General features: G+C 30.9%; 20 protein-coding genes and 1 pseudogene. 17 read left to right on the plus strand and 4 right to left on the minus strand.

The window, feature by feature from the left end:
* Positions 1-171 precede the first annotated feature (171 nt).
* Positions 172-1,863, plus strand: a complete 1,692-nt coding sequence (locus tag T473_RS0104680; RefSeq protein ID WP_024620863.1) for a MutS-related protein — start codon at positions 172-174, stop codon at positions 1,861-1,863.
* A 126-nt stretch (positions 1,864-1,989) separates the two neighbouring features.
* Positions 1,990-2,625, plus strand: coding sequence for a TIGR01906 family membrane protein (locus tag T473_RS0104685; protein WP_024620864.1), 636 nt, complete (start codon positions 1,990-1,992; stop codon positions 2,623-2,625).
* Positions 2,626-3,249: 624 nt separating this feature from the next.
* On the opposite strand, the gene T473_RS0104695 is transcribed toward T473_RS0104685, so the two are convergent.
* Entirely contained in the window at positions 3,250-3,540 is a 291-nt protein-coding gene (locus T473_RS0104695) for a cysteine-rich small domain-containing protein (RefSeq protein ID WP_024620865.1), read from the minus strand.
* Positions 3,541-3,720: 180 nt separating this feature from the next.
* Here T473_RS0104695 and hflX point away from each other — a divergent pair, with 180 nt between their 5' ends.
* The 4 genes from hflX to T473_RS0104715 all read left to right on the plus strand — a co-directional run bounded on the left by hflX (position 3,721) and on the right by T473_RS0104715 (position 6,923).
* Positions 3,721-5,022 (plus strand): GTPase HflX, encoded by a 1,302-nt coding sequence (gene hflX / locus T473_RS0104700; RefSeq protein WP_024620866.1) that lies wholly within the window; start codon positions 3,721-3,723, stop codon positions 5,020-5,022.
* A 10-nt stretch (positions 5,023-5,032) separates the two neighbouring features.
* Positions 5,033-5,701 carry a HEAT repeat domain-containing protein gene (locus T473_RS0104705; protein ID WP_024620867.1) on the plus strand — a complete coding sequence of 223 codons (669 nt, stop codon included), beginning with the start codon at positions 5,033-5,035 and terminating at the stop codon, positions 5,699-5,701.
* Positions 5,702-5,773: 72 nt separating this feature from the next.
* Positions 5,774-6,214, plus strand: a complete 441-nt coding sequence (locus T473_RS0104710; RefSeq protein WP_024620868.1) for an NUDIX domain-containing protein — start codon at positions 5,774-5,776, stop codon at positions 6,212-6,214.
* Positions 6,215-6,287: 73 nt separating this feature from the next.
* Positions 6,288-6,923 (plus strand): YigZ family protein, encoded by a 636-nt coding sequence (locus T473_RS0104715; RefSeq protein ID WP_024620869.1) that lies wholly within the window; start codon positions 6,288-6,290, stop codon positions 6,921-6,923.
* Positions 6,924-7,072: 149 nt separating this feature from the next.
* Here the strand turns inward: T473_RS0104715 and T473_RS0104720 are convergent, their stop codons facing one another.
* Entirely contained in the window at positions 7,073-7,429 is a 357-nt protein-coding gene (locus T473_RS0104720) for a sulfite exporter TauE/SafE family protein (protein ID WP_024620870.1), read from the minus strand.
* Positions 7,430-7,807 carry a sulfite exporter TauE/SafE family protein gene (locus tag T473_RS0104725; protein WP_024620871.1) on the minus strand — a complete coding sequence of 126 codons (378 nt, stop codon included), beginning with the start codon at positions 7,805-7,807 and terminating at the stop codon, positions 7,430-7,432.
* Positions 7,808-7,982: 175 nt separating this feature from the next.
* Here T473_RS0104725 and nadE point away from each other — a divergent pair, with 175 nt between their 5' ends.
* The 9 genes and pseudogenes from nadE to T473_RS0104770 all read left to right on the plus strand — a co-directional run bounded on the left by nadE (position 7,983) and on the right by T473_RS0104770 (position 16,618).
* Complete coding sequence (gene nadE, locus T473_RS0104730; RefSeq protein WP_024620872.1) at positions 7,983-8,738, plus strand: NAD(+) synthase; 756 nt, start codon at positions 7,983-7,985, stop codon at positions 8,736-8,738.
* 97 nt (positions 8,739-8,835) lie between these two features.
* Positions 8,836-9,555: a YebC/PmpR family DNA-binding transcriptional regulator gene (locus T473_RS0104735; RefSeq protein ID WP_024620873.1), complete on the plus strand. Its 720-nt coding sequence runs from the start codon at positions 8,836-8,838 to the stop codon at positions 9,553-9,555.
* 472 nt (positions 9,556-10,027) lie between these two features.
* Entirely contained in the window at positions 10,028-10,183 is a 156-nt protein-coding gene (locus T473_RS18845; protein ID WP_200865877.1) for a hypothetical protein, read from the plus strand.
* Positions 10,184-10,743: 560 nt separating this feature from the next.
* On the plus strand, positions 10,744-11,379 hold the full coding sequence (locus tag T473_RS0104745) for a CPBP family intramembrane glutamic endopeptidase (protein WP_024620874.1): 636 nt from the start codon (positions 10,744-10,746) through the stop codon (positions 11,377-11,379).
* 341 nt (positions 11,380-11,720) lie between these two features.
* A complete protein-coding gene (locus T473_RS0104750) occupies positions 11,721-12,572 on the plus strand; it encodes a helix-turn-helix domain-containing protein (protein WP_024620875.1) in 852 nt (283 codons plus the stop codon).
* A gap of 69 nt (positions 12,573-12,641) precedes the next feature.
* Positions 12,642-13,607 (plus strand): ABC transporter substrate-binding protein, encoded by a 966-nt coding sequence (locus tag T473_RS0104755; protein WP_024620876.1) that lies wholly within the window; start codon positions 12,642-12,644, stop codon positions 13,605-13,607.
* A 236-nt stretch (positions 13,608-13,843) separates the two neighbouring features.
* Positions 13,844-14,778: pseudogene (locus T473_RS16235) on the plus strand (FecCD family ABC transporter permease).
* Complete coding sequence (locus T473_RS0104765) at positions 14,778-15,809, plus strand: FecCD family ABC transporter permease (protein WP_024620877.1); 1,032 nt, start codon at positions 14,778-14,780, stop codon at positions 15,807-15,809. Before T473_RS16235 ends, T473_RS0104765 begins: the two are co-directional and overlap by 1 nt.
* A gap of 20 nt (positions 15,810-15,829) precedes the next feature.
* Positions 15,830-16,618 (plus strand): ABC transporter ATP-binding protein, encoded by a 789-nt coding sequence (locus tag T473_RS0104770; RefSeq protein ID WP_024620878.1) that lies wholly within the window; start codon positions 15,830-15,832, stop codon positions 16,616-16,618.
* Positions 16,619-16,844: 226 nt separating this feature from the next.
* Here T473_RS0104770 and T473_RS0104775 read toward each other — a convergent pair whose 3' ends face one another.
* A complete protein-coding gene (locus T473_RS0104775; RefSeq protein WP_024620879.1) occupies positions 16,845-17,303 on the minus strand; it encodes a DUF2798 domain-containing protein in 459 nt (152 codons plus the stop codon).
* A gap of 469 nt (positions 17,304-17,772) precedes the next feature.
* On the opposite strand from T473_RS0104775, the gene T473_RS17165 reads away from it, so the two are divergent.
* Complete coding sequence (locus tag T473_RS17165; RefSeq protein ID WP_024620880.1) at positions 17,773-22,293, plus strand: cell wall-binding repeat-containing protein; 4,521 nt, start codon at positions 17,773-17,775, stop codon at positions 22,291-22,293.
* 321 nt (positions 22,294-22,614) lie between these two features.
* Complete coding sequence (locus tag T473_RS0104785) at positions 22,615-23,025, plus strand: universal stress protein (RefSeq protein WP_024620881.1); 411 nt, start codon at positions 22,615-22,617, stop codon at positions 23,023-23,025.
* Positions 23,026-23,143 lie beyond the last annotated feature (118 nt).

The following is a 23,143-nucleotide window of genomic DNA, read 5'->3' on the forward strand; positions in this document are numbered from 1 at the left end:
GTTACTTTGGATGATTTAAAGATATCATTAGAAGACACAAAATACTCTGTTGCATCAGAAGTTTAGTTATCAATTTTGTTAAACAAGCATAGTCAAGATTATTTTGGCTATGCTTTTTACTGTCGTTGTACTATAATTTTAGTAAATGAAAAATATATCGAAGGAGCAATTATGTTTACTTATATCAATAGTTCAGAGTTTTTAAAGTTTATACTAGGGCTTTCATGTGTTGTATTTATAATATTTATATCAGCAATATATCAAGAAAGCAGACGTCTTAAAATGGTAAAAAGGCAAATTATAAGTCAATATGGAAAGCCGATAGATATTTATGAAACTACGATCGATATGAAAAGTGTTTCGAGCTTTTTCAGAAACAAATCTGAAGGAGATGGGATCATTGATGACATAACTTGGAATGATTTAAATATGGACGATATATTTAAATCGATTAACAATACTCGAAGTACAGCTGGCAGGGAAATGCTTTACATAATATTAAGAGATAACAATGTAGATAAAAAGAGTCTAATAAAAAGAGATAAAGTTATTGAATATTTTAGACAAAATGAAGAGGATCGGTTTAAAGTTCAATATATTCTCGATAAACTCGGAATAAGCAAAGATTTGTATACTACAAGCTGTCTATATAATGATCCTGATGAGAGTAAAAATAGATTATTTATTTATAGAATACTATCGTATATGCCGATAGCATTGTTGTTTATGATGTTTGTATCTAAGTGGTTTGCGTTACTTGCTATTTTATCTGTAGGAGTCAATATAGGGATTAGTTTAAAGCATAGGGTTAAAAAGTTAAATGTCGATGGGTATAGCTATTTGATAAAACTAATAAAAATTGCAAATTTAATTAAAAAACTTAATTTAGATATTTTGGATAATGGAATAAAAAATTTAGAATTAGATTTAAAAAAATTAGATATAATAAAAAGAAAAAGTATAGAATCGAATCCAAATAATATATTTTCGGAAGTAAATATTTTTAATGAATATATAAATTTAATGTTTTTGAGAGAGTTAAAGATATATGAAATGGTAAAAGAGAGGATAATAAAAAATCAGGACAATTTAATGAGAGTCTATGAGTACATAGGTGAGCTGGATGCTTTAATAGCAGTAGCATCTTTTAGAGATAGTTTAAATTATTATGTCAAGCCAGATATTGAGATAAGTGTGTGTAAATTTAAGAATAGATTAGAGTTTGAAGATCTATATCACCCGCTTATAGAAAATCCAGTTGTTAACTCTGGAAAATTTTATAGAGGGTCGTTGATTACAGGATCAAATGCTTCTGGAAAATCTACATTTATAAAAACGGTAGCAGTAAATGCGATTCTCGCCCAAACTATATACACGACATGTGCGAAAAAGTACATATCATCTATGTATAATATATATACTTCAATGGCTTTAAAAGACGATATTTTGAACAGTGAAAGTTATTTTATGGTTGAAATAAGGTCATTAAAGAGAATTGTGGACAATGTAAATAATGATAAGCCTACTCTATGTTTTGTTGATGAAATACTTAGGGGGACTAATACTATTGAAAGGATAGCATCTTCTTGTGAAGTTCTCGGATATTTGAGCTTAGGAAACTGTTTGTGTTTTGCAGCTACACATGATATAGAACTTACATATCTGTTGGAGGGAAAGTTTGATAACTACCATTTTGAAGAAAATATAACGGACAAAGATATTGAGTTCGATTATAAACTACATAGAGGAAAGGCACAGAGCAGAAATGCAATAAAGTTGCTAAGTTTTATGGGATACGATGCTGATATTGTTGAAAAAGCTTCAAATAGAGCTGCTGACTTCGTAAATACTGGTAAATGGTAACCTTGGTAATTATAAATTAAATAAAGTTAATATTGAACTAAATGTTACAAGTTTGCAGAACAACTTTCACCAGAACTAAGATATATTTTATGATATAATTATACAGTAGAAAGGATGGTGAAAGAGTTGAAAAAAGGTTTAAATATAGTTTTTTCTATATTTTTTAGCTTGTTGATAATAGGAGCGGCTGTAAGGGTTACTGTCGGCTTTAAAGAACTCTATTACTACGATATTGATAAACTAAAGATAGAAGAGATGTCTGGAATGACTAAAGCCGATATAAAGTTAAACTACAATTACCTGATAGATTACAACCTCGATAAAAAAGTAGGTAGTTTTGAATTGCCAACTCTACCATCATCTGAGTTCGGAAAAATCCATTTCGAGGAAGTTAGAGATATAATACAAAATGTTTTAAATTTATTCTACGTATGTGTAGTAGTTTGTATAATCGGAATAATAATCAGTATAAAGAATAAAAATATAGATATATTAAAAATAACATCTATATCTTTGATAGTAATGCCTATAGCAGTAGCAATCCCTATTTTAATAAATTTTGAAAAAAGTTTTGTGATTTTCCATGAGCTATTATTTAACAATAATTATTGGATATTTGATCCTGCCTTAGATCCTGTGATTACAATGTTACCAGAACAGTTTTTCTTTCATGCAGGAATGATGATATTAGCGCTCATATTATTTACAAGTATATTTCTATATTTATCTTATAAATCACTTAAAAATAAATCAGAAAATTAAATTTTATTCTTAGCAGGATGTATGGTTATAGCAATAAGAGAAGAAAAAAACAATGATTACAGTTCGATTGAAAGTGTACAGAGCGTTTAAAACAGCTGAACATGCCGATAGAGATGAGCACAATTTAGTGAGTAGACTTAGAAATTCAAATGCTTACATAAAAGAACTGTAATTAGAACAAAATTCTTTAAACAGTGTAAAAGGTGAAGTAGTGTCCGCAAAAGAGTTTTTTGAACAAGAATAATTTTTCATTGTAAGTATTTACTTTTACATTTAGCATAAAATTTAACAGTTAACTAAAAAAATAAGCCCAATACAAATTAACTTAGACATATAGTTAAAAATCTGCTATAATATGTTTGAAATTCAATATGTTAAGAGAAAGGGATGAACTGAGGTCATGAATATATAATCTATTTTATTAATTTAAAGTATTATTAGGGATTAAATCTGTGGTATACAACAGGTTTGATTTTGTAATGCTTAAATTAAGGAGAGTAGGTTAATATATTGACTAGATCGTCATGGCTAGTTCAATTTTTTCGCCCTTTTTGGTAATCTCTCCTTATTTAAGTTTGTAATTAAGGAGAGATTTTTTATTATTGTAATTAAAAAGATAAAAAATTAAGGATTCAAAGATTGTAATAAAAAGCTAAACTTTTTGTTTGCAATTTTAACAATATCTTGGAATTTGCTCATTATGTACTCGTAATTACTTTTTTTATGTGGCAACATACATTTTGAACAGTCCTTTATTCCGTTTTCTGTAAAATTGGGATTACCTCCACATTTTTCACCTAAAGCGTACAATGGACAGTAGCAAAATAGACAGTTAAACTCTTCTGGTTTATCTGTTTTGTGACATGGAAAGTACTCACAGTCTTTGTGATTAAAAAATTTATAATTATCAGTCATAATTCCTCCTAAATTATTTTAAAAATATACCAAATAGATTTATAGCAAAACGATTAATGGTGATAATAATATTATACAATAATTATTTCAAGATATATATGTATATATATTCAAAACAATAAATCTAATGTTATAATTATCAAATAAGTAAAAGAATAACGAATGCTGAGAGGTGAATGTATGGAAAAGATGGAGTTATTAGAAAAAGAGCACGAAAAGGCATTGCTTGTAGGTTTAAATTTGACTACAAATCTTAAAAGAAGTGATGATATAGATATAAATGATTCTATGAAAGAGCTAGAAGAACTTGCTAAAGCAGCAGGAGCGGAAGTTGTAGGGAGTTTAATTCAAAATAAACAATCTATAGACGCAGCATTTTATATGGGAAAGGGAAAGATCGAGGAGATAGCGGCTTACTCAAAGTCTCTAGAAGCAACTATTGTTATTTTTAATGACGAGCTATCTGGGTCTCAGATAAGAAATATTGAAGATACTGTTGGAGTTAAAATTATAGACAGAACTACATTGATTCTAGATATATTTGCACAGAGAGCGATGAGTAAAGAAGGTAAACTTCAAGTGGAATTGGCCCAACTTAGATACAGAGTTCCTAGACTTTATGGAATGGGAGGACAAATGAGTAGAACTGGAGCTGGGATAGGTACAAGAGGCCCTGGTGAGCAGAAGCTAGAAGTAGATAAAAGACATATACTAAATAGACAGTCAGATATTAGAAATGAGCTTAAGCTTGTCAGAAAAAATAGAGAAACACAGAGAATTCAGAGAAAGAAGTCAAAAACGCCAATTGTTGCATTAGTTGGGTATACTAATGCAGGAAAATCGACTCTTCTTAACGAATTAATAAAGACACATAAAGATTATCATCAAGATAAAGAAGTTTTCCAAAAAAATATGCTCTTTGCAACACTAGATGTAACTCTTAGAAAAGCCAGTTTGCCAAATAAAAAAGAATATTTAGTTGTCGATACAGTTGGGTTTGTAAGTAAACTCCCACACGACCTGATTGAAGCATTTAAAGCGACTCTTGAAGAGGTTCAGTATGCGGATTTAATACTACATGTTATTGATGCTACGAATGAAAGCTTTGAAATTCAACAAAAGACAACTGATAAAGTTCTTAAAGAATTGGACATAGAAGATAAGAAACAGATACTTGTATACAATAAAGTAGATAAATTAGAGCTAGATATATATCCAAAAAATCAACCAGATGTAGTGTATATTTCAGCAAGACAAGGCATAAATATGGATAAATTGATGAACATGATAGAAGAAGCTTTAATGGATGATATGTATGAAGTAAATTTACTACTTCCGTATGATAAGGCTAATATATTCAGTGAACTTAAAAATAAATACACTATAGACAACTTCGAATATGTTGATAGCGGTATAGAAGTAAACGTAAGTTTAGATGAGAAAGATTTTAATACTTACCAAAGTTATATTTTAGAGAAGTAGGTAATGAAAAGTGAGAATATCTTGGGAGAATATAGATGTAATAGAAGATTTTTTTATAACATATCTTCTATACAAAGAATCGAAGACAGTTCCACAAATTAGTAAAATTAGAAACATATCACAAGAAGAAGTCAAAGAGCAAATAATAGAGGCAAAGCTGATGATTAGAGCATCTCACAAGGAAAGTGACAAAGTTAAAGAGGATATACTTGATGAGTTTTTGAAGTTAGATAAATCTAGCAGACTTGATTTTATGGATAGCTTAGATGATGAAAAAATGTTATACTTTAAGAGAAAGCTCTTTAAAAGAATCACAGAAGAAAAAAATGCTGAGGATCTTATATCATTGATATGGGCGACAGGTGAACTTAAAGACAGTAAGTTTTTAAATTTGCTTCATCACCTTACAGATCATAGACATTCAGATGTTAGAAGAATAACTTATTCAGCCCTTAGGAAGATAGGATCTAAAGAAAGTAAAGAGTTTTTAGAAAAGGGTCTTTACGATTCAAACGCTCAGACTAGACAGTACTCAGCTAAAGCATTATCAGAAATTGGCGATGAACTCAGCTTAAAGATTTTGAAACGTTTGAGGTCGCTAAATAGAAACTCAGAAAAAAATTATGTATTGAGAGCATATGATGAAGCAATCAATACCTTAGAACAACATAAAATTTAATATAACTTACTAATGCTAATCATAATGTGTCTCTTAAAATCAAGACTATTAATTATTTGGGAGGGGTTAGAAATGATAGTTAGACGTTGTGCAGGTGGAGTAGTGTTTTACGCAAATAAAGTACTGTTATTAAAAAACGACAGAGGAGAGTGGACTTTGCCAAAGGGTAAAATCAACGGTGGAGGTCTGCCTTATGAAAGTGCTGTCGAAAGGGTTAAACATGAAACTGGAATCGCAGCTTTTATGGTAGATGTTGCTGGTGACACAATGTATGAATTTTTCTCAAGAAGTAGACAACAAGAGGTATGCAACGCGATTATGTGGTATGTAATGGAAGCGGAAGATACGAAGTGTGTACTTGCTCCTGAATTTAGTGAAGGTGGATTTTACAAGCTTAAAGATGCGTTAGAAATGATTACTCACCATAAGGAAAAAGCATTAGTTGAAATATCATATAAAAAATATAAAGATCTTAAAAGGCTAGTCTCAGAAAAAGAGAACATAGCTTACTAAAAATACAGACAAAATAAAAGAGAGGGATCTATTCCTCTCTTTTATTTTGTAAAATGGAAGATAGGAGTTAACTATGGCTTACAAAACTCTACACGAATACGGAATGGATGAAGTGGAAATAGAAAGGTCAAGATTTATAGGGTATGCAAAACCTGTAAAGTCTGAAGAAGAAGCGATTGAATTTGTAAATGAGATAAAAAAGAAGCATAAAGATGCTACTCACAATGTATGGGCTTATACTGTTGGAGAAAACATGAATATTCAACGTTATAGCGACGATGGAGAGCCACAGGGAACAGCGGGAATACCAAGCTTAGAGGTTATAAAAAAAGAAGATCTGAGGGATGTAGTAATCGTTGTAACTAGATACTTCGGAGGTGTTAAATTAGGAGCAGGAGGTCTTGTTAGAGCTTACACAAAGGGAGCAAAAATAGGATTAGAAGCAGGTAAAATTATAGATAAGGTCCTTTACCAAGAAGTCAAGATCGGTTTAGATTATACATTATTAGGGCGAGTTCAAAATGAGATAATGAATTTAGGATTTTACATAAAAGATATCGTATATGAGGATAATGTAAACATTCTTGTATATTCAAAACTTGAAGATGTTGAAGGATTTACTACGAAAATTGTGGATATAACTAGCGATAAATGTGAAATAGTGCTAGGAGAAGAGTTTTTCTTGTCAGAGAAATGGTGTTATAATTAAGTAGACGTGTGAGCCGATATAAATAGAGTGAGCATATACAGTTATATATATAATTTTATTATATAGCTGTATTTACTCACTCTATTTTTTATTTTATAGTAATTTAGAGATTAGCAAAAAGTATGAAATAGATTCAATAAACTTTAAACTTATGTTTTTGAAAAACCTTTTTTTATTTCCATTAATCCAACAATAAGTAAAAAAATACCGAATAATTTTTTTAAAAGTGCTGCTTTAATATGGGTAGAAAGCAAAGATCCAAACATAGCTCCAAGTATTCCGAATAAAGCTATAGGAACAACAAGTTTTATCATTACATTTTTATTTTTAATATGAATAAAAAGAGCAACTATAGTCATGGGAATTGATGCAAGTAAGTTTGTGCTCTGTGCAATTTTAGTATCTATTCCGGCTAAAAGAACTAATGCTGGAATTAAAATCGTTCCTCCTCCAAGACCCATACCACCGATAATTCCAGCAAAAAAACCTATAAGACTGTACATCATCTAAAACACCATCCTTAAAGCAGCAATAATCATAATTGATCCAAAAGTAATTCTAAGAAACTTACCGTTAACCTTGCAAAGAAGTTTTGCCCCTATATAACCCCCTATAATACTTCCGATACCTACTTTAATTGTCAGGCTTGTATCGTAAACTCCAGACGACACATAAAAAATTGAGCTCGTAGTAGTCAAAAAGAAAATTATTGCAAGTGCTGTGGCATGAGATTTATGTTCCTCAGTATTTACTAGATTATTAAATATAGGAACTAGTAAAATTCCGCCTCCCGAACCAAATAACCCATTTACAAATCCAGAAAAAAGTCCTATAAGTGTATTTTTAAGGTTAAATTCTGTATCCTTAATTTTTATATTTTTCATTTAATCACCTATTATTTAAATTGCCCAAAAGTGACAATTATATTACTATTATGTATAGATAAAAATATTAATGATTATTTGATAGCATATTAACGATGATACATAGTATTGATTGTCAAAATTTATGATATAATATGACTATAAAAATAGATGATAATCATAGAGGAGAATAGAGATGAGCACAAGAAAAGAACAGATAGACAGTACTGTAAAATGGATTCAAGATAAAGTATCGGAATCACATTCTAAAGGCCTAATTGTTGGAGTTTCTGGTGGAATAGATTCAGCTGTGGTTGCTTATTTGATAAAAAAGGCATGTCCACAGAACTCATTAGGAGTAATAATGGATATAAAAAATAGTGCAGTTGATATGGAAGATGCCTTAAAAGTAATTAACGGATGCGATATAAAACATTTAGAATTAGATTTACTTGATCCACAAGAAAATATTTTACAAATGGTTGTTGAAAGTCTTAAAGAAAACGATTTATTCAAGGAAGATTACCTAAGAATTACTGATGCAAACTTAAGAGCTAGACTTAGAATGAGCACTATTTATGCTGTTGCGAATAATCTAGGATATTTAGTTGTAGGAACTGACAATTCAGCTGAGCTATATACTGGATACTTCACTAAGTACGGAGACGGTGGAGTGGATATTCTTCCTATTGCAAATCTGTCTAAAGCGGAAGTTTACGAGTGGGCAGTGGAACTTGGTGTTCCAGAGAGCCTTATAAATAAAAAACCATCAGCAGGTCTTTGGGAGGGTCAAACTGATGAAAATGAAATGGGAACAACATATGACAAAATAGATGCGATAGTTGATGGAAAAACAGAAGGAATTCCACAAAAAGACCTAGATATTATAAATAGGTTACACAGCACTAGCGAGCATAAAAGGACTACTCCTGCAAAACCTCCTAAGTTCTAATTTACTAATAATAAGATATGTGATAAAATCTACAATGGAGTTAAATATACAATATTTACGATTCGAATAATTAATTATACGTATAAGGAGTGGTATTATGGGACGTATAGGAAATATTATCAACAGAAAAGGCAAGCAAGATGCCCAAAGAGCTAAAATATTTACAAAACACGCTAGAGCTATAGCTGTTGCAGCTAAAGAAGGCGGAGGAGATCCAGAGTACAATGCGACTCTAAAAACTGCTATTGATAAAGCTAAGGCAGACAATATGCCGAATGATAACATAGATAGAGCAATAGCAAAGGGTGCAGGAGCTGGCGCTGGAGAAAACTATGAAAACATAGTTTATGAGGGATACGGACCTGGTGGAGTAGCAGTTATTGTAGACACTTTAACTGATAATAAAAATAGAACAGCTGGAAACGTGAGATTCTACTTTGATAAAAACGGTGGTAATTTAGGTACTTCTGGTTGTGTTTCATTTATGTTCGATAAAAAAGGTCAAATATTTATAGCATCTGGAGGCGAAGTAAGTGAAGACGAACTTATGGATGCAGCACTAGAAGCAGGAGCAGAGGACTTCCTAACAGAAGAAGAAGGATATGAAGTAGTGACAGCTCCAGAAGATTTTAACGCTGTAAGAGATGAATTAAAATCAAAAGGATACGAATTCTTAAGTGCGGATATAAAATTAATCCCTCAAACGACTTCTCAATTATCTGAAGAAGGTCAAGTTAAAGCTATGGACAAACTTATAGAGATGCTTGAAGAAGATGACGATGTTCAAGATATCTACCATAACTGGGAAATGGAGTAGAAGTCGATATTACTTAGTAGTTGCAATAATCACAAAGATTTGTATTTTGATAAATTATGTAAGATAAGCGATTGTTAAGGTATATTTTTGAGATAGTGTTTAAAATTGTATTGATGTACGTACAGGTAGTTTAGTTAAGGTATATATTTATGCCTTTAATTGCGACGTACGTTGGAGAGTTAAGATATACGGCACCTCCAAATCATGTTTGCATAATGTATGTGAATATGATTTGGAGGTGTTTTTTGTGATTATAGATTATATCTATAGAGAGTACATTTATCAAATTAAAATCCCCACCGTTTTTGGATTATAAGCAATTAGATATAAATATATAAAGATTAAAAGAATACAAAAGGCAATCAAAAAAGCAGAGCAATCTGCCTTTTAAAGTAAATAGTAAAATATATTATAAAAAAATAAAACCTTTTATAAACGCAACTCGTTATATAAGTGAAAGGGGGATGAGAATTTGGCACAGATTGATGAAAAGCTAATAATAGAGATACTAAAAGGAAATGAAAGTGCAATGGAAATACTAGTTATAGGGGTTATGCCAATGGATGAAGAAGGTATAAGAGTATCTAGAAGAACAGGTAATACAACTGGTAGACCTAGAGCTCGATAACTTTCAAATTGGGAAGAGAGTTGCTAAGTAACTTGATTACATAATGGAATAGACTGGTTAACTTTATTTATTATGGGAGAGATTAGGCAAGGTTCTTAAGGTTAGTTTAAGAGCTACTATAAGGTAATCTAATATTTAGTTGTTAAATGGCTGGTTACGACACCTCTGAAGTATGTTTATATAGCGAGTTACTATAAAAATATGCTTGGTGGTGTTTTTTGCGTGCTTATAGATGATGTACATAGAGAGTATATCTATGATATAAAGGTTATTCAGGACGATTAAAGGATAAAAAACTTTAATAAGCTTTTTGCATATTGTAAAACAGAGCTTGAGCTGACCGAGCTTGAAGAGATTCACTTTAGGATTTTAATTTGACGTAGTATGAGGTTTCAAGAATCGATATAAAATATGATACTTAATAGTGAAATAGAAACTGTATATATTAGGTGTCGGTTATTATCTTTAATCAAAACAATATATTATTTAAATATTTTTTATGTTATACTGACATATCAAATATTGTTTTAATTTAATTTGTATTAAAGGAGGAATAAAATATGAACCATTCACTTAGTAATAAAAAGCAAGGGGTTATCTTAATTTTGGGTGCTATAATAACTGGTATTTTATATCAAAGTTTACCAATTGTAATTTCCAATTTAACTCTACTCGAAATTTTAGGTACATTTTTCAATGCAGTTATTATGGGAATAATCGCATATCTAATGTTGAAAACAAAGTTTTTTGAATGGTTTATGCATTTTAGTTTCAAATGGTTATTAGTCGGGATTCCTACTTTAATAATTGTGGGTACAGTTTCTAGTATATTTTGGGCAACTATTTCCGGCGGTCATACTGCAAACAGTATAAATGGAGTATTATCTTGGTCATACGTTATCAAAAACATTCCATTCATGCTCTTAGGTGAAGAACTATTGAGTATAAGTATTCTTTATGGAGCATGGAAGAAGTGGAATTGGGAATTTTGGCAAGCTACATTATTTTGTTCAATACTCTTCGCAGTATGGCATTTATTTTCTTATGATTTTAATTTATTACAATGTTTAGTAACCATTATACCAAGTAGATTAGTATTAAATTACCTATTTAAAAAAAGTAATTCGATTTGGGTTACTTTAACAGTCCATATAGTTTTTGATGTATTTGCATTTTTGCCAATTTTATTGAAATAATTGATTAAACTTTAAGGTTACTATTTTTTTGATAAATAGTAACCTTTTTTCTAATTAACTATTAGGTATTTGAGATTAGGGGTAAGGATTATTGAGGTATGCAAATCTTTTACAATAATATAGACGTTTATAATGTTAGAATATATACATCTCTGAGCATGTGATTATTATGTAAATATAGATCAAAGATATTTTTATTTTATACAAAAGTATAACAAAATTATAATTACAAATAGGAAGAACTTGATAATGATTATCGTTATATATATAATGGAATAGATATTTGATACATTTTAGTTGGTTTATATAGCTAGAAATGTTTAGATTAAAGGAGTGCGAAAATGAAAATAAAAGCAGAAGAACTTGTAGAACATTATATTAAAAATTCTATTCAAATTAAAGGTGTATACCATCATAAAATAGAGCCAGGAATGGCAGGATTAGAACAATCAGCACCTTTTCCAGGTTTTATTTTTCCGATTAGTGGTCAGGCACAGTATCACTTTAACGGTACCTCATACATAGTAGGTTCGGGAAAAGTAATTCATGGGGGCGCCAATATGAGGCTTGATAAGAGAGTTGTCGGAAGTGACAAGTGGGAGTACATTTCTGTACTGTACGATATTAATTCAGCTGATGCTAAAAATGTTTATCTACAAAATATGCATTTTGAGCTAAACATAGGACAAAGTCCACGTCTTATAGAAATATTATGGAGAATGTGGAGGGCCTTTAATAAAGGAAGTACTATATCGACCTTTCAGGCAGAAATGTTATTTCGATGTGCATTGGAAGAGGTTTTTGTATGTGGATCGAATAAGGGAGAAGATGCTGCACGAGGTTTATTTGATAGTGTATCTGCGTATATTAGGGATAATTATATGGATTCACTTACTGTTCGAGGATTGGCTGATCAAAATAATGTCAATCAGAATAGGCTGTTTTATGTTTTTAATAAATATGCGGGTATGGGACCTGGAGACTATCTTATAGAGTATCGCTTGAACCGCGCTAAGGGTTTACTTATTTCGTGTAATGCATCTATAGCTAGAGTATCAGAAAGTGTTGGTTATTCGGACCCACTTTATTTTAGTCGTATTTTTAAAAATAGATATGGGGTTTCTCCAAGCGGATTTAGAAAAGAATTCAGGAATAATCCATATAAGTTTCAGGATACTTGTATTCAAATATAAAATATATTTTGTTAGACTTATCTATAACGTCTATTAGGACAAAATATAGATTTATAGGAGGTAAGTATAATGAAAAAGATAATGGGGCTGTTAGTCTCAATTATAATTGTAACAGGCTTATTGACTGGTTGCTCTGGTAAACCCTCAGTAACAAATGAGGATAACGAAGGGAAAAATGCTAGTAATACCGAGGAATCTACATGGCCTAGGACAATTACTGATTCAGCTGGAAATGAAGTTGTTCTCAAAGAGGAGCCTAAAAGAATTGCACTCCTTCATACTATGTATTTAGAGCACTTTTTAGCATTAGGGATACCGCCTACAGCATCTGCAGGCTCTACAACGGGGAATGCAATGAAGGTTTTGGATGAGTGGGAGACGCTACAAGGATATAGTGAAAAAGCTGATATTATTGATTTAGGTAGCGCTAGAGAAGTAAATATAGAGGCTGTTTTAGAATCTAAACCAGATGTTATTGTAACATTTAAAGGACATATTAATTTGGATAAAATATACGATCAATTGACGGCTATTGCACCAGTGGTTCAAATAGACCACACTTTCTCTTGGCAAGATCAAATACTTGCATGTGCTGAGATTGTAGGAAAAGAAAAAGAAGCAGATGAGTTTATAACAGAAAATGAATCGATAATTTCTTCATCTAAAGAAAAAATAAGCAAATACAGTGATAAAACAGTTGCACTTTTCCGTACTGATGGTAAATCTTTTATAACGCGCGCAAATAAAAACTACTGCGAAACTTTTGGAATAAGTAAGCCAGAGGGATATCCAGATGATTATGAAACATTGTCATTAGAAGCTGTTGCTGAGATGAATCCAGATTATATTATTTTCCAGGATTTTGAAGAAACGGCTAAAACATTCGTAAAAACTCAAGGAAATTCATCTGTTTGGAATAATTTAGACGCTGTTAAAAATGGGAATGTTGTTTACTTTGATGATTCATTAAATACGTTTGGGCCCCTTGCAATGAGATTAACATCTGAAAAACTAGTAAATATGTTCCAAGAGTAATACATTTAGAGTAATATATTAGGAGCTAAGTTATAAAAGGAAAAATAGTATATATAAGTCATGTGTAGGCTGTAAAAGGGTAAAAGGAGACGGTTTATCAAATGAAGGAAATTAAAGATTTAGAGCAGCCAATTCAAGGGGTAAAGAATAGTAAAGAAATTAATAGAGATAAAAATTATAAATTGATGATATATTGGATGATAGTTTTATTCGGATCTATTTTATTGGTACTGATTATGTTATTTTCGATAACTAAGGGGTCTACAAATATATCCGTTGATATTATTTTTGATGCTTTATTATCATTTGACAGTGATAATTCTATTCATTTAACAATAGTAGACTTGAGGCTACCACGCGTTATTGCAAGTGCATTAGTGGGTTCAGCTTTTGCTGTTTCAGGAGCTATAATGCAGGGTATGACAAAAAATCCATTGGCGGAGCCGGTATTATGGGAATCAATGCCGGAGCAGTGTTTGCTTTATCAATTTGTTTTGCATTTTATCCTGATGTTGGTTATTTAGAAATTATAATGCTTTCATTTTTAGGGGCAGCATTTGGCTCATTACTAGTAAATGGAGTTGTATATATGAGGAGGGCAGGAGCTACACCTGCAAGATTAGTCTTAGCAGGTGTAGCTATCAATGCGCTATTAACCTCTCTTAGCCAAGGGATAGGGCTTACATTTGATGTTGCTCAAAACATGATGTTTTGGACGGTTGGAGGAGTTGCTGGCTCCAATTGGGGTCAGATAAAAATAATGGCACCTTGTATTGTAGCATCTTTATTAGGATCGGTTATTCTATCACCTCGTATATCTATGCTGAGTCTAGGGGAGGATGTTGCAAAAGGATTAGGTCTAAATGTTGTACTTACTAATGTTATTTGTTCCATTGTCGTACTTATACTTGCAGGAGCATCTGTATCTGTTGTGGGTGCTGTAGGATTTGTAGGTCTTATAATCCCACATATATCTCGGTTTCTGGTAGGTATTGACTATAGAAGGATAATACCTGCATCGGCAGTGTTGGGATCAATTTTGATGGTGTTGGCGGATTTATGTGCTCGTATGATAAATCCACCTTTCGAAACACCTGTAGGGGCTCTTATTTCTCTAATTGGCGTTCCATTTTTCTTATATCTGGCAAATAGACAAAGGAGTATGAACTAATGATAAAGCAAAATAGAAATAAAGAATATGATAAAAAAATTGCTTTTCATACCAGCGTAATTATTGGGTTTGCTATTTTACTTCTACTTATTATTGTCGTCAGCTTAAATACAGGTTATGTAAAACTTTCACCACTTGATACTTTAAGTACTTTATTTGGTGGAGGGGGAGAGAAGGAGAAGCTGATTTTATTTAGTTTCAGAATGCCTCGTATAGTACTTTCTATGCTTGTTGGTGTTGGATTAGCAATGTCTGGATGCATAATACAAAATATATCAAAGAATGATCTTGCTGATCCAGGACTGTTAGGTATAAATGCAGGGGCTGGTTTAGTGGTCATCCTATATGTTATGTTCTTTGGATCTCAGTCTTTTCTTTCTATATTCACTCTTCCATTTTTATCATTAATCGGAGCTGGACTTACAGCGATTTTAATTTACTTCCTAGCGTTTAGAAAGAGAAGAAGAAGTTCTTCGTTTAATCTTGTATTAAATGGAGTTGCTGTTCAGGCAGGTATTTCTGCATTGACAACTGTTTTAGTGATTAAATTGGATGAAACTCAGTTTGATTTTGTAGCTTCATGGCAAGCTGGAAGTATTTGGGGAAGTAATTGGAAATTTGTATGGGCTCTTCTACCTTGGCTTTTATTGTTGATACCATATGTTATGTCTAAATCCAATGTATTAAATATATTGGATTTAGATAACGATGTAGCTAGAGGGCTTGGTGTAAATATTGAAAAAGAGCGTCGAGGGCTACTTGCAGCGTCGGTGGCATTAGCGGCATCAAGTGTTGCAGTGAGTGGTAGTATAAGTTTTGTAGGACTACTAGCACCACATTTGGCACGAAAGATTGTAGGACCTAAACACAATATATTGCTTCCTACTTGTGCGCTCACCGGTGCTGTATTGGTATCTGGAGCGGATGCAATTGCAAGAGTTTTACTACAACCTACAGAAATCCCAACTGGGATCGCAGTTGCAGTTATTGGAGCTCCGTACCTACTTTATCTACTGATTAAAGGGAAATAACAATGAAAGAGATGATATAGATGTATAGTATTGAAACGAATAATCTTTCTATCGCTTATGATGAAATCACGATAGTTAAAGATTTAAATATAAAAATCCCAAAGGGAGAAATAACTATAATTATCGGACCAAATGGATGTGGAAAATCTACAGCACTAAAAGCGATAGGGCGTATTTTAAAACCAAAGAGTGGCATTGTGCATTTATATGGAGATGATATAACGAGTTTGACTACCAAAGAAGTTTCTAAGAAGATGGCGATATTACCGCAGTCACCCCAAGCTCCAGGAGGACTTACTGTCGGAGAATTAGTGTCATATGGACGATTTCCTCATCAAAAAGGATTTTCAAAATTGGACTCAGAGGATAAAAAAGTAGTTGCATGGGCGCTTAAAGCTACTAAACTTGCAGAATTAGAAAACATAATGGTCCATAGTTTGTCGGGAGGTCAGCGCCAAAGAGTTTGGATTGCAATGGCATTGGCACAACAGACGGATTTGATTTTATTGGACGAGCCTACGACATACCTAGATTTATCATATCAACTAGAAGTTTTAAAGCTTTTACATCGGTTGAACAGGGAGGAAGGGTGCACAGTGGCTATGGTTTTACATGATTTAAATCTTGCAGCTAGATTTGCGGATTATATGCTAGCTATTAGAGATGGCCAGATTATTCACCACGGAACTCCCAAAGAAGTTATGACTGAGGAGGTTTTAAAAGAGACTTTTAATATAGATGCTATGATTGCAACAGATCCTCGAACTGGTAAACCTTCATGCATTTCATACGATCTAACAAATGAATAGGAATGAATTAATAAATTATATAAAGAGATATTGAATAAATGTGAGTATACGATAGACATAAAAGAGAATCTTTTGTTTTAAATAGTAAGAATTGATAATAAAAAATAAAGCCAAAGAAGTCCTTTAGATAAGGGATTTCTATGGCTTTTATTTATTTTTTTAGCGAGAGTAAGATAAATAAATAAATTATGTAATTGTGTTAGTTTTTTTTCATAAGTAAACATTTCTATATTGAGAGAATTTGTCTAACCTGCACTTTAGACAAGATAAATCTACAAAGAGGACCAACAACAATCAATTGCAGCGGTAATGCAGCTACAACATTTTTAGCAAATGTAGCTATATACAATTGCATAAAATTATTTGTAAATCCAAATTGCATAATCACTCCGTACATAGACATAAAAGTAACCATTCCTAATACCATACATATCGAAATAGCAATGACTAAATGGATTTTATTATCCTTTTTGATAGATAGTGAAAATGCAATTTTTTTAGCAGTACTTGAAACAATTACTATATCGATAAAAAATGCAACTATAAATCCAGGGATAAATCCTATTATTAAATTTTGAACTGTAAATTGGCTATGTATCAATAGATTGTATGAGCTCATCCCCAAAACCATACAAAAACAAACTATCGTTGTGAAAAACAAACCTTCTTTCTTATTTTGTGGCATTATTACACACTCCTTCTTATTTTTTGAACAATCATCATTCTACCATATAATAAAATTTTTCATAAGTTTTATTTTCTAAAGTTAATAATTATGAGTTAAATAAAATATTACAAGATGTTTTTTGTGTGCTTATATATAAATAAACATTAGATTTGAAATTAGGTTAATCTATACTGTGTACAGAGAATAGATGTAGATAAATGAGAAAAAGTCAAAGTAAATGATAATAACAATGCAAAAATTTAATTATTATTTGAAGTATAGAATATTTATAAAAATTTAAAAAGTATGATTTATAAACGTTTAAACTTATAAATCATTGATTATTAAATGATAATGAAAATTAATATCAAAAATGATAGACAGTGTAAATGAAATATGATAATATTACAAATGGAAGATAATGGTAATCAATATCAATTGTGTGAAATGTATGTTATAAACTATATTTATTAAGGGGGACATAGATATGAAGATTCCAAAAAAAATAGCATTATTATTAACTATGACTTTAGTCGGAGGGGCTGTAAATACTAATATTTCATATGCAGATAGTAAGGTAGAAAATTTAGTTGGTGAAAGTAGATGGGAGACTGCCGTTAAAGTAAGTCAAAATGGATGGAAAACATCTGATGAAGTAATAATTGTAAATGAAAGCTCTATAGTTGATGCGTTATGTGCGACGCCGTTTGCAAAAGCTAAAAATGCACCTATATTATTAACTCAGAAAGAAAAATTAGATGATAGAACGAAATCAGAACTGAGACGATTAAGTGCAAAAAAAGTATACATAATAGGTGGAGAAGGCTCGATAAGCAAAGATGTAGAAGCTCAGATAAAGACATCAGGAATAAGCAATATCGTGAGAATATCAGGAACTGATAGATATCAAACATCACTAGAATTGGCTAAAAATTTAGATAGTATAAAAGATGTATCTGAAATAGCTTTAGTAAATGGAAATAAAGGTTTAGCTGATGCAGTAAGTGTTGGTTCAGCGGCAGCACAAAAAAATATTCCTATATTATTATCAGAGTCAGCAAGTAAAAGTTCAGTTGTTGAAGAGTTTGTAAAAAATGAAGATATAAAAAGATCTTATGTAATTGGTGGAGAAAGTGCAATATCAAATTCTTTAATGAATAGTTTGCAAAATACAGTAAGGTTAGGTGGTAAAAATAGAAATGAGACTAATGCAAAAGTAGTAGAGGAATTTTATAAATCTACTAATTTAAAAAATGCTTATGTAACAAAAGATGGTATAAAAGATGAGGGCCATTTAATAGATGCATTAACAGTAGGGGTATTAGCTTCTAAAAATGAATCACCAGTAGTGATAGTTTCTGACAAATTATCAACTAGCCAAAAGAAAGTATTAAATAGTAAGAGTTTTGAAACAATATCACAAGTAGGTGGTGGGAGTAACAAGACTGCATTTGATGAGTTAAAATTATCACAAAATACTATTAATTATACTGTAGAAGATGCAAAAGAGTTAGAAAAAACTATTAAAAAATGTGATGCTAATGATATAGTAAATTTTAAACCTAAAAGTGGCGCAGATGAAAATTTACTTATAGAAACAGAGGCAGCAATAAAAATAAATATAGAGAATAATAATAATAAATCAATATCGTTAAATATGCCAAATACTGAGATTAATGTTAATGGTAAAGTGAATACTTTAACACTTAAGAGAGTTGGCAAGCTTAATATAAATAGTACCGGTAGTATAACAGATGTAAAAATAGGAGAATCAGCAAAAGGAATTACTATAATTAATAATGGAACAATACAAAATATTGTAAACGATGCTGACAATGTAAAAATAGTAAACAAAGGAACTGTAAATAATAAACCTACAGGATCACAGGTAATAGTAATTGAAGGAAATAATTCATCAACTATTGGTTCAGGTGGTAGTAGCTCAAATAGTGGAAATAATAGCGGAGGCGGAAATACTGAAAAGCCGCCAGTAACACCAGAAAATTCACTTATAAATGAATCGAAAAGCAAAGTGTTAAATATAGAGGGAACAGGATATGCAGTAGTATCCTTAAAAAAGGGAGATATAAATAGCACAAAGTTTAGTTTAAACGGGCAAGAAGTAACTCCTACAGCTGTTGATACGGAAGGAACTATAGTAAAGTTTGAGGTAAATCCAAAAGAAAAAATAGATATAAAAGCAACTCAAGAAAATTCATCTAAAGATATAGTAGACACTGTAACATTTAATAAGGACAAAGATAAGTCAAGCAGAGTTATAAATAATGAATCACCGGATAAGGTACTAGCATCTGGGCCAATTAGCGTATTCGATTATCATCAGACAAACTATGATAAATATGGAAAGGTAAGATTTGATCCAAAAAAGACAACGTTTGATTTAGGGGAAAAGGACTATACAAATAACACTATACCAAAATTGACTTCACAAAAGACTAAAATTGGCGAAGATGTGGTTATAAGTTATGATACTGCACATGAAAATGCAGCTGATTGGAAAGAAAAAATACATAGTGTAGAGAAGTTTTATTCAAATGGATCCACTTCTGCAAAGCTACAGTACTCTTTAGATGAGGGAAAAATAATAATAAAGGGTACATCAACTGCGATAGATGGGTTGAATGGTAAACATATTATAAATATCAAGGCTACAGGGTATGATGATATAAAAATCCAAATTGAGACAGTTAAAGAAGCTGGAAAAATTAATTTATCGCCAAACTATAATTATATAGCATATAGCGACTTGCTATTTGAATTAGAAGATTTTAACTATGCAATAGAAAATCCGATATATGAAGTTTTATTGGATGGAGAAAAGTTACAGGGAGATTCAGTAGAATACCACATAGTATCGAATTTAGTAACTTTAGAAAATGAATGCAAACAGAAATTAACTCCAGGGAAGCATAAAATAACAGTTAAAGCACATGGATATGAGAATTTTGAAAGAGAATTTATCTTAGAAGATGCAAGTAGAAAAGGGTTTAATTCAAAATCTAGCGGTAGTAAAACTAAGTCTTTAGATGCAATTACAAGTGCGAGCACTGGTACAGGTGGAGGCGAATCTGGTGGAGGAACTGTTATTAGAGCTAATCTGATATATGACTTCGATCTGTTATCAAATGCTATGATACTTGAAAAAATCGGTCAGGAGACAGATGAGTCAAAGGCTGTATTGTCTTGGTGGTCACAGGTCACAAAAGATGCAATACTAATACATGAATCAGAAAAAGTATTAGATTATAAAAATTATAAAAATTCACTTAATGAAGCGTTAGTAAGTGGAGAATATATGACATTTAAAGAGTATTATAATAAAAAATCAGGTGATTATGTAAATAAGCCTTATAACGTAAAATATGTATTAGAGGATGGTCTGTTAGGTGAACTGCAATCATATACTCAAGAAAATCTGAAATTTGCACCTAAGACATCCATAGAAAAAGTAGATGATAATATAGTAATAACTTTTGAAGAAAGCGATAAAGAGTATCTAGAAAAAATAATAGATGTGTATACTACAGATTACTCTATACTTTCGAAGTCAAAATATTCTATAGTAGGCAATAAAATAACTATAAAAGATACAAGTGAATTTAATTATGGAATAAACAAGATAAAAGTAACAGCAGAAGGATATAAGGACAATAAATTAGAAATTGATTTATCTAAAGAAAATAGCGATATAAATATAAAAAGAGATAGAGAAAACAATATATTAGTGACTTTAGATAAAGAAATTAAACAAAAATTTAAGGGGTTAGACATAAATGGAAAGTCACTTCTTAGCGATAGCCAGTCAGGAGGAAATAAAGGAGATTTTTATTATGATGGTGATACTATCGTACTTAAATCTAAGTTATTTATAAATCTTGACACACAGTACACTATAACTGCAACTGCAGATGGATATAAAGATACAATAGCAACATTCATACCAAGCAAGTTGGATGAAGAAAGTCTAAATTTAAAAGAAGTGCCAGAATATGTAAAGCTAAATCAAGTAAATACATATAAGCCAAATGATAGAGTAGTTATTGACGTAGCCAAAGTTTTTAATAATGATTATCAAAATAAAATTGAAGAAGTTTTGGTAAATAATAATAAAGTAGAATTTACAAACTCTAGTGATAACTTCTATTCTATAGAAGTTGATGGTGAAAACTTTAAGCTAGTTGGGGGATATACTATAACAGTGAAATCCAGCGGGTATGAGAACTTCTCTACAAAAGTAAAGATACATGGCGACAAAATAAGCGTGCCTAATATTGAAGCATCAAAAAGTGTAATGGGAGAGTATACATTTAAATCGGATGCCAAATATATAAATGATATAACAGATGTAAAATTAAATGGCAAAAGTATGGGTTCTTCAGAGTGGTCGAAGCAAGGCGATAAAGTAGTTTTATCGGCTAGTATAAATTCAAGTGATGTAATAACTTTTGAGTCAAATAACTACGAAAACTATGTATATACTGTTCCTAAAAAGAGTGTTGATTCTGTAGGTGTATCAATTATTAGCAGTGGCTATTATAAATTCAAACACAATGAATCTGGTTGGTCTAAAGATGTTGAAGTATATTTAAATGGAAGCTTATTATCCAAAGACAGTGACTACATAACTAGTGATGGTGAAATAGTGATAACTAAAAAGTTAAACCTTGGAGATAAATTAAGTGTTAAATCTGGTAAATATGTAGACTATAATTATACCGTAGAGTTATTAGACAATAAAGTAGAGATAAAATATAACAGTTACAATGAAAACTATTCTTTCAATTCAAGTGATTCTTATTGGAGAGACAATATAACATCTGTAAGTATAAATGGATCAGAGATAAATATGACTACAGATTTTCAACCAACAGCTGGGTACAAGAATAACTATTCAGGTGGAATAGATATATATAATTCACTTACTACAAATGACGAAGTAGTTATAGAGTCAAATGGATATAAAGATTATAAAATAATAATAGAATAATTATAAACACATTATAAAATAAAAGGATATTACTGAGTAAAATTTAGTAATATCCTTTTTTATATAGAAATAAAAAGAATAAAAGATAAATTTACAAAATAGTTGAAATGATAACTATTATTAAATTTATATAGGCAACTTTTTTTAATTATTAAAGTATATTTTGCTTTTTATAATTATATTTAAATTAACTGTATTTTGCATATATTGACATCAAAATTCAACTGATATAAAATTAAGATAAGATATACAACAATATAGTTAATATTTAATATAATACTTGTATATATAAAAATAAATTTAGACAGGAGGATGTGTAATATGAATAAAAAGAAAGTTTTGGTGCCAATAGATGGAACAGAGAGAAGTATGCATTCCCTGGAATTTATAAAAGGCATATTTGATAAAAACGAAGTTATAATAGAGATTATGAATGTAAAAGAGTTGGTATTTGTAGATGGTATATCTTTAGCTGAAGAGATAAAAAATTCTGAAGCATTGGGAAGAAGAATACTTGATAGAGCCGTAGATATAATGGGTGATTATGAAGTGAAAATTCACTTTACATTTGGATACCCAGGTGATGAAATTATACGAAAAGCCAAAGAAGATAATTCCGACTATATAGTAATGACAAAATCCACTAAAAAAGGTTTAACTAGAATGATAGGTTCGGTTACAGCTAGTGTGGTAAAACAAGCAAATTGCATAGTGATGATAGTTCCAGAATAAGTGGTGCTATTTGTAAAAATCGTATAAAATGTTGAGCAATTGAGAATATTAGACCTTAAGTAGAAACTTCTACTTAGGGTTTTTTATATATTTATTTGATTGACAAAATATATATTTT

This window comes from Clostridioides mangenotii TR (genome assembly GCF_000498755.1).
Lineage (GTDB): Bacteria > Bacillota > Clostridia > Peptostreptococcales > Peptostreptococcaceae > Metaclostridioides > Metaclostridioides mangenotii_A.